12 protein-coding genes and 2 pseudogenes are annotated in these 11,284 nt (G+C 44.0%); 13 read left to right on the forward strand and 1 reads right to left on the reverse strand.

The annotated features are described in order from the left end of the window. The 13 genes and pseudogenes from L4C33_RS00440 to L4C33_RS00500 form a co-directional block, all read left to right on the forward strand. Nucleotides 1–185 (forward strand): annotated as a pseudogene (locus L4C33_RS00440) (LON peptidase substrate-binding domain-containing protein); the annotation flags it as partial. Nucleotides 186–303: 118 nt separating this feature from the next. Beyond that, nucleotides 304–879: a sigma-70 family RNA polymerase sigma factor gene (locus L4C33_RS00445; RefSeq protein WP_428810533.1), complete on the forward strand. Its 576-nt coding sequence runs from the start codon at nt 304–306 to the stop codon at nt 877–879. Then, complete coding sequence (locus L4C33_RS00450) at nt 872–1,594, forward strand: ChrR family anti-sigma-E factor (RefSeq protein ID WP_428810523.1); 723 nt, start codon at nt 872–874, stop codon at nt 1,592–1,594. The genes L4C33_RS00445 and L4C33_RS00450 overlap by 8 nt, the downstream gene beginning before the upstream one ends. 47 nt (nt 1,595–1,641) lie before the next feature. Further along, nucleotides 1,642–2,586, forward strand: a complete 945-nt coding sequence (locus L4C33_RS00455; protein ID WP_428810524.1) for a YbgA family protein — start codon at nt 1,642–1,644, stop codon at nt 2,584–2,586. Further along, nucleotides 2,583–4,022, forward strand: a complete 1,440-nt coding sequence (gene phrB / locus L4C33_RS00460) for a deoxyribodipyrimidine photo-lyase (RefSeq protein WP_428810525.1) — start codon at nt 2,583–2,585, stop codon at nt 4,020–4,022. The genes L4C33_RS00455 and phrB overlap by 4 nt, the downstream gene beginning before the upstream one ends. Nucleotides 4,023–4,059: 37 nt before the next feature. Next, complete coding sequence (locus L4C33_RS00465; RefSeq protein WP_428810526.1) at nt 4,060–4,494, forward strand: nuclear transport factor 2 family protein; 435 nt, start codon at nt 4,060–4,062, stop codon at nt 4,492–4,494. After that, nucleotides 4,491–5,237, forward strand: a complete 747-nt coding sequence (locus L4C33_RS00470) for an SDR family NAD(P)-dependent oxidoreductase (RefSeq protein WP_428810527.1) — start codon at nt 4,491–4,493, stop codon at nt 5,235–5,237. The genes L4C33_RS00465 and L4C33_RS00470 overlap by 4 nt, the downstream gene beginning before the upstream one ends. A gap of 2 nt (nt 5,238–5,239) precedes the next feature. Further along, the gene (locus L4C33_RS00475; RefSeq protein ID WP_428810528.1) at nt 5,240–6,493 is read left to right on the forward strand and encodes an NAD(P)/FAD-dependent oxidoreductase; all 1,254 of its coding nucleotides are present in this window, start codon (nt 5,240–5,242) and stop codon (nt 6,491–6,493) included. Then, nucleotides 6,490–7,230 carry a DUF1365 domain-containing protein gene (locus L4C33_RS00480; RefSeq protein WP_428810529.1) on the forward strand — a complete coding sequence of 247 codons (741 nt, stop codon included), beginning with the start codon at nt 6,490–6,492 and terminating at the stop codon, nt 7,228–7,230. The genes L4C33_RS00475 and L4C33_RS00480 overlap by 4 nt, the downstream gene beginning before the upstream one ends. Before the next feature lie 39 nt (nt 7,231–7,269). Further along, the gene (locus L4C33_RS00485) at nt 7,270–8,550 is read left to right on the forward strand and encodes a class I SAM-dependent methyltransferase (protein WP_428810530.1); all 1,281 of its coding nucleotides are present in this window, start codon (nt 7,270–7,272) and stop codon (nt 8,548–8,550) included. Continuing rightward, nucleotides 8,528–9,043, forward strand: coding sequence for a DUF2878 domain-containing protein (locus L4C33_RS00490; protein WP_428810531.1), 516 nt, complete (start codon nt 8,528–8,530; stop codon nt 9,041–9,043). Before L4C33_RS00485 ends, L4C33_RS00490 begins: the two co-directional genes overlap by 23 nt. Nucleotides 9,044–9,122: 79 nt before the next feature. After that, the gene (locus tag L4C33_RS00495) at nt 9,123–9,620 is read left to right on the forward strand and encodes a chalcone isomerase family protein (RefSeq protein ID WP_428810534.1); all 498 of its coding nucleotides are present in this window, start codon (nt 9,123–9,125) and stop codon (nt 9,618–9,620) included. Continuing rightward, nucleotides 9,617–10,138, forward strand: a complete 522-nt coding sequence (locus L4C33_RS00500) for a DUF3833 domain-containing protein (protein ID WP_428810532.1) — start codon at nt 9,617–9,619, stop codon at nt 10,136–10,138. Before L4C33_RS00495 ends, L4C33_RS00500 begins: the two co-directional genes overlap by 4 nt. A 249-nt stretch (nt 10,139–10,387) precedes the next feature. On the opposite strand, the pseudogene L4C33_RS00505 reads toward L4C33_RS00500, so the two are convergent. After that, nucleotides 10,388–11,153 (reverse strand): annotated as a pseudogene (locus tag L4C33_RS00505) (site-specific integrase); the annotation flags it as partial. Between the last annotated feature and the right edge of the window lie 131 nt (nt 11,154–11,284).

Here is an 11,284-nt window from a genome sequence, read left to right on the forward strand (position 1 = left end):
ATCCAGAACTCAGTTTCCTATATAAACATCAACATTTTAACTATGATCATTGGGTATGTGCTCGCTTGTTGGAAATAGTCCCTCTTACTCTTGAAGAGAAGGCAGATTTCGTCCGACAACTCGACTTTACACAACTGACAGAGATCCTCAGCTCTGCGTGTGAAAAAGAAATGAAGAAAAAGTGATCGTTTCTGAACGCCTCAACGTAATTAAGCATAAGGTTTATAAAAAGGGCGGTTAAACATGCAGTGCATAGAGGGAAATACCAAAACAAAAGCGGGAGTCTCCTATATTACTAAGCCCATGACAGAAATCGGTGAAGAACTTTCTCTGTACTTATCTTTGGTCGCTAAAGATCAGGACAAAGCCGCTTTTACCAAACTTTTTCACTTCTTTGCTCCAAAGATTAAGCGTTTTGGTATCAAGCAACACAAAGATGAAAATCAAGCCAACGAACTTGTGCAAGACACAATGTCAAACGTTTGGAAGAAGGCACGCCTATATGACAAATCTAAAGGTGCGGCCACGACCTGGGTCTACACGGTCATGAGAAATGCTTCTTTCGACCTTTTGAGGAAAAACAAAGGCAACATCGTTCAAAATATTGGAGACGATATTTGGCCTTTGGATCAAGCAGCAGAAGAAAACGATACCGTCTTATCGACGTTTAGCGACCACCTGATGACTAAAAAATTAAGAAAGGTCGTTGAAGACTTGCCTGATGCACAAAGAGTGGTTTTAGAGGCCGTTTATTTTCAGGAACTTTCTCAAGAGCAGCTTTCAAAACAGCTAGGGATCCCCATCGGCACGANTAAATCACGTTTACGCTTGGCATTAGAAAAGCTCAGACAGAAAATGGGAGAGCAAGATCATGATTAAACACCACCCAAGCAGAGCTTTGTTAGAAGAGTTCGTTTCCGGAAACATGGTGGCTTCTGTTTCTGTCATTATTTCAAGCCATATTGAAATGTGTAGCGAGTGTAAAGCGCTTGCCGACGAGCTCACCTTAATTGCAGCGCAAAAAGAATTCGATACCGACGACACATTCTTCACTGAAAACACTGACCACGATGAATTTGGAGAGGTTGACCTGAGCGGCATTGAGAATGCGACAGAACAAGACGAGAGCTTCTCTAAATCATTGATTGAATCCATCATGACGCAGCCTGTTGATCAGGAAGACACTCTCCCAACAACGGTCACTGAGATCGATGTGTCAGGTACCCGTATCTCACTTCCTAGAGCGATAAAGTCAATCGCTCTGAAAGAGTGGCAAGGGCTAGGAAAAGTGTCGAGAGCTAGATTAAATCTTGATGATGGTGAGCGAAGAACCAGCCTACTTCATATAGCAAAAGGCGGTCATGTTCCTTCACACACACACAACGGATTTGAAATAACGCTGTTGATTCAAGGCTCGTTTGAAGACGAAATGGGCACTTACGAAGCGGGCGATTTCATTTGGTTAGACAGCGAGCATACCCACACACCGGTCACTCAAGAAGGTTGTGTCTGTTTGACTGTATCTAGCGACGCGCTTCATTTTACTCAGGGTGTGAGTCAATTATTTAACCCATTAGGCAAACTCATTTATTAGCTCCACGCTAATGGAGCAAACCCATATTATCTAAACTAAAGGTGGGAATGATGAATAAACTCAATATTGGAATCAGTGCATGTGTTACGGGTAAGGAAGTGAGATACGACAAAAGCCATAAACGCTCATTTTTTTGCATGGAAGAATTAAACGAGTTTGTTGAGTTCAAACCTGTTTGCCCAGAAGTGGCGGTTGGTTTGCCTATTCCCCGCCCAACCATTCGGCAAATATCGAAAGACGACATCATCACCGTGTCTCGTCCTGATGGCTCGGCCGATGTGACCGATGCACTCACTGAGTTTGGACTAAAACATGCAAAACAAAGTGACGATTTAGCTGGGTTTATTTTCTGCGCTAAAAGTCCTAGCTGCGGAATGGAACGAGTAAAAGTTTATCAAGAAGATGGCAAAGGTTCTGAAATGACGGGGGTTGGGCTGTTTTCAAAACAAATTATGCAAAGCAACCCACTATTGCCTTGTGAAGAAAACGGACGCCTCAATGATCCCGTGATTCGCGAAAACTTCATCACTCGGATTTTCTCCTATCAAAAATGGCTCGATCTCAAAGTAAGCGGATTGACGATGCATAAATTAATCACGTTTCACAGTAACCATAAATATCTCACCATGAGCCACAACATTAGCGGTTACAAAGCACTTGGTCGACTACTAGCCGATCCCCAAGATCCAATTCAAGAGACAGCGGATAAATACATTGCACTGCTCATGGAAACGCTAACCATTAAAGCCACACGCCGAAGCCATTCAAATACACTCCAACATTTGCAAGGCTACTTCAAGAAACAGCTCAATAAAGAAAAACGTAAAGAGCTGAGTGATGAAATCGATGCCTATCGACAAGGTTTAACGCCCCTGCTCGTACCATTGACCCTCATCAAACACTATTTAATGGTATACCCAAATGAATATTTGTTAGAACAAGTGTATTTGGAACCGCACCCTAAAGCGTTGAGATTAAGGTATGGATATTGAGCGCTGCTAACTCGAAAGCGATTTTTTGGCTTCGAAGAGATCTTCGTATACACGACAATCCAGCATTGCATGTAGCACTGAAGTCAGGGGCGACCGAAGCCATTTTCATCTCAACACCCAAGCAGTGGCACGATCACCACTTAGCCCCTATCCAAGCCGACTTCATTCAGCGACATTTGGTCGCCCTTGCACAGGAGTTGCTTGAAATAGGGGTCAAGCTCATACATCTGACCGCAACAGACTATGACGCACAACGAGAAACACTGTCACGGTACTGCCTACAGCACTCTATCTCTACTGTGTTCGCAAATCGTGAGCCGGAAATAAATGAAATTGAGCGGGATAGTAAGCTTCAACATGCGCCGTTTGAACTGAAACTGTTCAGCTGCGATACCATCTTGCCTGTTGGCAGTGTACTCAATAAGCAAGGCCAAATGTTTAAGGTGTTCACGCCGTTCAAAAACGCATGGCTAAAACGCCTGCAACTGACGGGCATTGGTCTAGTTCAAACGTTATCCGATAGCCATCACAAGCGAGCCGCGATGGAGAAACGTACCGATAACGGAACACCGATAGAGTTCGATTACCCCACTAGGGACTCCTCACAATGGCCACTCGCCAGTCAGGTCATGCAACATGTCGTCCCACAATTTCTAGAAACAAAACTCGATGACTACGCGTTGAAGCGAGACTATCCTGGCATTAAAGGTACATCAGGGCTCTCCCCTTACTTAGCTATTGGTGCGATAAGTCCTCGACTACTCGCAATCCAGCTTGTTCAACACCAACCAAACATTCTTAGCGATACGAGTGCGAAAGGCTTCGCTTGGTTTAACGAGTTAATTTGGCGAGATTTTTATAAGCACTTACTGTTTCACTTTCCTAATTTAGCGAAAGGAGACTGTTTTCAAGCACGGTACCAACACATTGCTTGGCAGCATAACCACGCTCATTTTGTCGCATGGTGCGAAGGAAGAACTGGCTACCCACTTGTTGACGCGGCCATGAAACAACTGGTCAATACGGGGTGGATGCACAACCGCCTCAGAATGGTTGTTGCCAGTTTCTTAACAAAGCACCTGCTCGTTGATTGGCGACTTGGTGAACGCTTCTTTATGTCACAGCTCATTGATGGCGACTTGAGCGCAAACAACGGTGGCTGGCAATGGGCAGCAAGCACAGGGTGCGATGCCCAACCGTACTTTCGAGTGTTTAACCCGATATTACAGAGTAAAAAGTTTGATCCAAACGGAGAGTTCATACGTAAGTATTTACCAGAACTCAAGAATGTGCCTGACAAACACATTCATTTCCCTCATGTTTATTTGGAGTTGCATGAAAACAGAGACCTCTATTGCGCACCCATTGTTGACCACAAGGATGCAAGACAAAGGGCAATTGAACTGTTCAAACAACATAATCTAAACACGAGTTAGTCGCTCAAATAATACTGGTAGCGTAAGGCAGATAAATATGCAACGGACAGCTTGGTTAGACAACTTTATCAGCGTATACCGCGATTTAAACACAGACAACCTTTCGACATTGTCGACGATTTATCACCCAAGGGTAGTGTTTATAGACCCTCTTCATAGATCCGATGGTGTTAAGGCATTAATCGACAGTTTCCAACACAGCTACACCAACATCACGCACTGTAATTTTGCCATAGAGCATGTGTTTCACAATGGTAACGAAGCCGCTGTTTATTGGACAATGACCTTTAACCACAACACCCTGAACAATAGAAAGCCCGTTTCGGTCGCTGGCCACTCTCATCTAAAAGCAGAAGACGATTTAATCATATTTCATCGCGACTATTTGGATGTTGGATCCATGATATATGAGCATGTGCCTGTGCTTGGCCCCTTTGTCAAAATGATAAAAACAAGAGCGGTGAAACGATGAAAATACTCATTACTGGCGCCACCTCAGGTATAGGTGAAGAGCTAGCGCTGGAATATGCGAAAGCCGGACATAATGTTATTGCTTGTGGTCGAAATGAGTCCAAACTGACTCAACTCAAGCGACTTCAACCTTCTATAGAACCGCTGTGTTTTGACCTAACAGATTTCGACAACTACCCCGTGATTCAAAGTGGCGGCCAACAAGATCCCAACGTTAAAAGCAATGAACCGCCACTCGATCTTCTTATTTTGAACGCAGGTGACTGCGAATACATCGATGATGCCCTCAACTTTGATGCTCAAAAGTTTGAACGCGTCATCAACATCAACTTAATCTCTGTAGGGTACGGACTGCAAGCTTGGCTCAAACGCATCAAACCGGGTGGTCGACTGGTGCTAGTCAGCTCAAGTGCGGAGCTATTGCCACTGCCACGAGCAGAAGCCTATGGTGCTTCGAAAGCGGCTTTAAGCTACTTGGGTAAAGTGCTCGCCATACAACTCAAACAACACGACATAAATGTCTCGGTCGTCCGCCCTGGCTTTGTCAAAACTCCGTTGACCGATAAAAACACCTTTGCTATGCCAATGATGGTCTCCACGCAAGAGGCGGCGCATGCCATCATTTCTGGATTATCCAAAGGGAAATCCGACATCAGCTTTCCAACTGTCTTCATTGTAATCATGAAGTGTTTACGCTTTCTACCGTCGTCGATATGGAATCAACTTGCGACAAGGATGGGATAATTATGAAAAAAATTGCGATCATTGGTTCTGGGATTTCAGGACTCACCTGCGCTTACCTACTCAGTAAAAAAAACGACGTAACGGTGTTTGAAAAAAATGACTACGTCGGTGGCCACACCGCAACAGTCGATATTGAACATAAGGGACAAGATTACGCCATAGATACTGGGTTCATTGTTTTTAACGATAGAACGTATCCAAACTTTAATGAACTTCTGATGCAGCTTGGCATTCAGCGCCAGGCAACAGAGATGAGCTTTAGTGTCCATAATCGACAAACAAAATTTGAATACAACGGTCACGGTATTAATGCGCTGTTTGCTCAACGACGAAATGTATTTCGCCCTAAATTCTGGCGGCTCATATATGAAATCGTCAAATTCAATAACCTCTGCAAGGACGCATTTAGACAGGGCAACATTCAAGAACAATCGAGTCTGGGCGAGTTTCTGAACAAGCACCACTTTTCTGAATTTTTTAGTCAACACTATATTTTGCCGATGGGCGCAGCAATTTGGTCAACAAGCTTAGAAGAAATGGAAAAGTTTGAACTTAAATTCTTTATTCAATTTTTCTACCATCACGGCTTGCTTAACATTGTTGATCGTCCTCAGTGGTATGTGGTTCCTGGTGGTTCAAGAATGTATGTAGACGCGATTTTGACCAAACTCAATAAACCCGTGCTCACGGGAAGTGATATTGAGTCTGTATCTCGAGGACAGGACAAAGCGACGGTCATCATGAAAGGTGGTGATACACACAGTTTTGATGAAGTCATCTTTGCATGTCACTCAGACCAGGCTTTAGCTCTCATCGATAATCCGACTGACGACGAGAAAGACGTACTTTCAGGCATCCCCTACAGCCGCAATGAAGTGGTGCTGCACACCGACACCCAATTATTACCCGACAGAGAGCTTGCGTGGGCCAGTTGGAATTACATGCTGGATGGAGACTTATCCCGCCCGTCTTGTGTGACCTACAACATGAACATTTTGCAGGGAATTCAAAGTGGTGACACTTTCTGCGTGACGCTCAACCAATCAGACGTCATCGATCCAAACAAAGTCATTCAGAGCTTTGTTTACCACCACCCTGTGTTAGATGCATTCAGTGTTAAAGCGCAAAAACAACGACCTCGAATTTGTGGCAAGAACCACTGCCATTTCGTAGGAGCCTATTGGTACAACGGATTTCATGAAGATGGTGTAAGAAGTGCGCTAGACGTGACTCAAAGGTTTGGAGAGTCTTTATGAGTACACACAGCGGGATATATTGGGGCAACGTGCGCCACCGGAGATTCGGGGCGGTCAAACACGAGTTCAGCTATCAACTTTATATGCTGGGTATCGACATCGACGAGTTGACTAATCTTCTCTCCCAAAGTGTTCTCTTTGGTGAACACTGGTACAACCCCATTCAATTTAATGAAAAAGATTACTTAAAAAATGAACCCGGAACACTTAAGCAGCGTATAGGTAATAAAGTCGCACAGTTAGGCGGGAATTGGTCCATGAATAATCGAGTTACTTTGTTGGCACAGGCACGTTGTTTGGGGGTCTATTTTAGCCCTATCAATTGTTATTTTTGCTACAACGAGGCTGGTGACTGCCAGTACATGCTCGCAGAGGTCAGCAATACACCGTGGAGACAGCGCCACTACTATCTGGTTGAGATGAGCGGAGAAATGAAAGTAAAAAAAGCATTTCATGTTTCYCCTTTTATGGATATGGACATGGATTACTATTGGACACTATGTGCGCCTGAGAAAACCAGCCTGGTTCATATTGAAAGCCATAAAGACAGTAAGATCTTCGACGCCACTTTGGCTCTGAAGAAACACGAATTCAGCGCTAAAGAGATATCAAGAACCGTGCGTTCTATACCGATGATGACGATAAAAATCGTTTCGGGCATTTATTGGCAAGCATTGAAGCTATTTCTGAAGCGCGCTCCTTTTGTCGCGCACCCAGGGACGACCTCTAACGTTTGAAACCAGAATAAAAATTATACGATATTAAGTGAGGCTCACATGGAACAACTAGCGAAACAAGATCAAGCTTTAACCTGTACGGACGAAAGTACTCAGAAAAAACCCATGAGTAAACACAGGAGTTTGATTTTCACCGTGCTCGCCAAGCTAGAGAATTCCTGTATTGAAATCATTGAAGATGGTGAGCACACGCTGTTTGGCGATCGTTCGGCATCTCTATCAGGTACCGTTGTTATTCACGACATCAGTTTTTATAAAGACATGGTTCTCGGCGGTGGCATAGGTGCGGCGGAAGCTTACATGGACGGAAAATGGACGAGCCCAGATCTCACCGCTGTTATCCGAGTCATGGCCGCCAACCARCACCAACTCGATAAGGTCGAACAAAAAGTGCAGTGGTTCAGTAAATTCAAGAATCAGCTGCTACGTTGGAAAAACGCGAATTCGGAGCAAGGTTCAAAACGCAATATTCTGGCGCATTACGACTTAGGTAATGAACTTTACAACCGATTTTTAGACCCTTCTATGCAGTATTCTTGCGCAATTTACAGCCAAGAAAGGAGTACATTAGAGCAAGCGCAACAGCTCAAAATGAAAACCATCTGCGAGAGGCTTGAACTGAAAGCAACGGATCGCGTGATAGAGATCGGCACAGGCTGGGGTGGGCTTGCTATTTATATAGCCCAGCACTATGGCTGCCATGTCACTACGACCACTATTTCAGAGGCGCAGCATCAGTATGCTGAAGACAAAATTAATGCGCTTGGTCTAGCTGAAAATATCACGTTACTGAAACAAGACTATCGAAAATTAACCGGGTCTTACGACAAGTTAGTGTCTGTAGAAATGATTGAAGCCGTAGGTCATGAATACCTATCCACGTTCTTCAAAAAATGCTCCAACTTACTAAAGTCCGACGGAAAAATGTTGATTCAATCGATCACTATTGCTGACAAGCGCTACGACCGATACCGAAAAAACGTCGACTTCATTCAGAAATATATATTCCCAGGCGGCTGCTTACCTTCCGTTTCGGTAATAACAGGAAAAATGGCTAGGAACACCGACCTTGTGGTACATGAAATCCACGATATCGGCCTACATTATGCGCGTACACTGCACGACTGGCGCATTGAGTTTGATAAGAATTGGTCAGAACTGATTAACCTTGGCTACAACGATGAGTTCAAGCGATTATGGAATTTTTACTTGTGTTACTGCGAAGGGGCCTTCTTACAACGTTCTATTAGCACCCATCATGTCGTGGCAAGAAAACCAGATTTTAGAGGGCAAGGCGATGAAACGATTTTGGATTATTAACCTCGTATTATTCCAGGTCTGCTGGTTCTGTGCTGCTTTCCTAACCCAGCATGCAGCACCATTGATGTTTACTTTAATGGCGATACACTTTTATCTATCACCAACGCGAAAAGAAGATGCCTATTTACTTTTGCTCGTCCCTATAGGCTTCGCAGCAGACAAGTTACAGCTTGAGCTAGGTGTATTCAGCGTTGGAAGTGGGTTCTTTCCATTTTGGCTGTTGATGATGTGGAGCATGTTCTTAATCAGTCTCAATCACAGCTTAAGTTGGCTAAATAATCGTTCAGTCATAACGCTTATGGTCATCGGCGCAATAGGTGGAACGAGCAGCTATTGGGGGGGCGTCAAAGCCGGGGTGATTGAACCGTTACTGGCTACAGAATACGTCACCCTGTCATTAATGACTGTATGGGCAATAATATTACCGATTTTTGTTTGCCTAAAAAAACAGCTTGAACTTTACCAATCCAAATATGAGGTGACTCATGTATAAATTACTGTGTTTATTGCTCATTAGCGGTGCAGTGTCGGCGTCTCCCGTGAGCCAACTCAGCAAAGTAGGTTCAGGTGAAATGAATTACCTGTTTTGGACGATCTATAAGGCAGACTACTACACAGAAGGCGCACGCAACTCAGCGAAAAGTAACCAAGTGACAGCAGAAAATAGGTCAGGTACGACAAATGTGGAAGAACCCACTGAAGTATCCCCAGTCTTGTACAACCGAGCAGCTCCTCAACAACAAAAAGCGCTCAGAATTGAGTACTTCAAATCAATAGATAGAGATGCTCTCGTTCAAGCAACGATTGAACAGTGGGAGCACCTAGGTTACGAACAAAGTGAGATTGACCGCTGGGCAGAACCATTGGTGGGCATATGGCCAAATGTAGAACCAGGNAGCACATTAACTCTACTCATTGGCGAGTACGGTCAAAGCCAGTTTTATTTCAACAATGAACTGATTGGAACGATAAACACGGATACGTTTGGTCCTGCCTTCTTATCTATCTGGCTTTCAGAAAACACCTCTGAACCAGTTTTGCGTAAACAACTATTGGGGCTAAATCGATGAAAAAGATTTTGTTTCTTTCTTTGGCTTTTCTTCTCTCTGCCTGCGGCAGCGCCAATCTAGATGAACACAAAGGAACAACACCTGAGCTAAGACTGGAGCAGTTCTTCGATGGTGAATTGAAAGCCTACGGCATGGTGCTAGACCGTTCGGGAAACTTGTTACGCCGTTTTGACGTTAAGCTTGTAGCCTCTTGGGTGGGAGATAAGGGCGAAATAAAAGAATGGTTTGAGTTTGACGACGGTGAAAAATCTACACGTGTTTGGCAACTAGAGAAAGTGAGTGATCATACGTATCAAGGCACAGCGGGCGATGTTGTCGGTATTGCTCAGGGAAAAACGCGGGGCTCAGCGTTGTATTGGAAGTATGATTTGGAAATCCAAGTCGATGGGACGACTTACCAAATAACACTCGATGATTGGATGTTTCTTATTGNTGAGAAGCGATTGTTCAATAAGACAGACATGTCAAAATGGGGCTTTCATGTTGGTGAAATTATACTCTACATTGAAAAACTGTAGGTTCACTAGGGAAATGAAATCATCCCAATAAGAAAGAGTCACGATACCTAGAATAGCTCTTTCACATAAGCCATAGTTGAAAGTTACTGTACACTTTCGTTCACGAACGGCGTCATTTGAAGCTATGCTGTTTTGCTATTTGGGATACATAAGTTATCTGAAGGGTAGACTCCGTCCGAACAGCCTAAAYGATTTTTGTCCCATAACAAGTTAGAAGTGTTCGGATTCCGAACACATTACCCACTCAAATTACTTACCCTTTGGCATAACCTCTACAGGTGGCACTTGGTGCCAAATAATGTCACTTGTGCCTGTATAGGTTTTGGTCGTCTTAGCATTTACGTGCGCCATTCGCTCGGTAGCACTCTGGCCTTGCTGTTCAATCATTCGAGACGCTAATCCACGTATTTCATGGTACGTAGGTCTTAAAGATTTCTTTAGGTGACTATAAAGCCCTAAAGAGTCTCGAACCTTACTGAACTCTTTACTTATATTATGGTGATGAACCTGATAAAGATGGTCAGTCTCTTTTGAAATGCCACGTTGTTGCTGTTTTGGGTTTACGGTGAACGATATAAGGACAAATCAAYCTCGATGTTTTAGANAGGTCGACRATGTCTTTRATCGTCTGNGTRACAGGAATAGCTACAGTRGAAGCATCRGACTTYTTCACCTTCTCTCGGTGAACATARAGCATTCCATANACAGCATGNCCATCAAYRTACTCCACCTCTTTGTCAGGGTTCCAAAGAATCCCACAAACGCCTTCCCGTGGTTTGTATATCCGATAACGAAGCCTATAGATCTCCCTTACAGCATGAGTCGTCTCAAGTGTTAGGCTCATTGCGACCTTAAGAAACAGTGGCGCAGCATCGTAGACCTTYTGATAGTTTTCGATATCTAGGTCGTGGCGAGCTTTGGTGTAATCTTCTCTGGTCAATCGACGCTGTTTTTTATTGAGTACAAAATTACTCTCAATAGCRCTYTCATCAGCAAGGTAGGAAATAGCTTCTTCACACCATCTACGGTCGTAAGCCGAAATCGAGATTGACCCCTATGGCTCATTTTCACCAAGAATGGAGGGTAATGAGCCGTTTCTTTGCTTCTAGCTCTACCAACCATTTATGACTCCAAGAATCTTAGAAG

The organism is Vibrio makurazakiensis (assembly GCF_050337375.1).
Lineage (GTDB): Bacteria > Pseudomonadota > Gammaproteobacteria > Enterobacterales > Vibrionaceae > Vibrio > Vibrio makurazakiensis.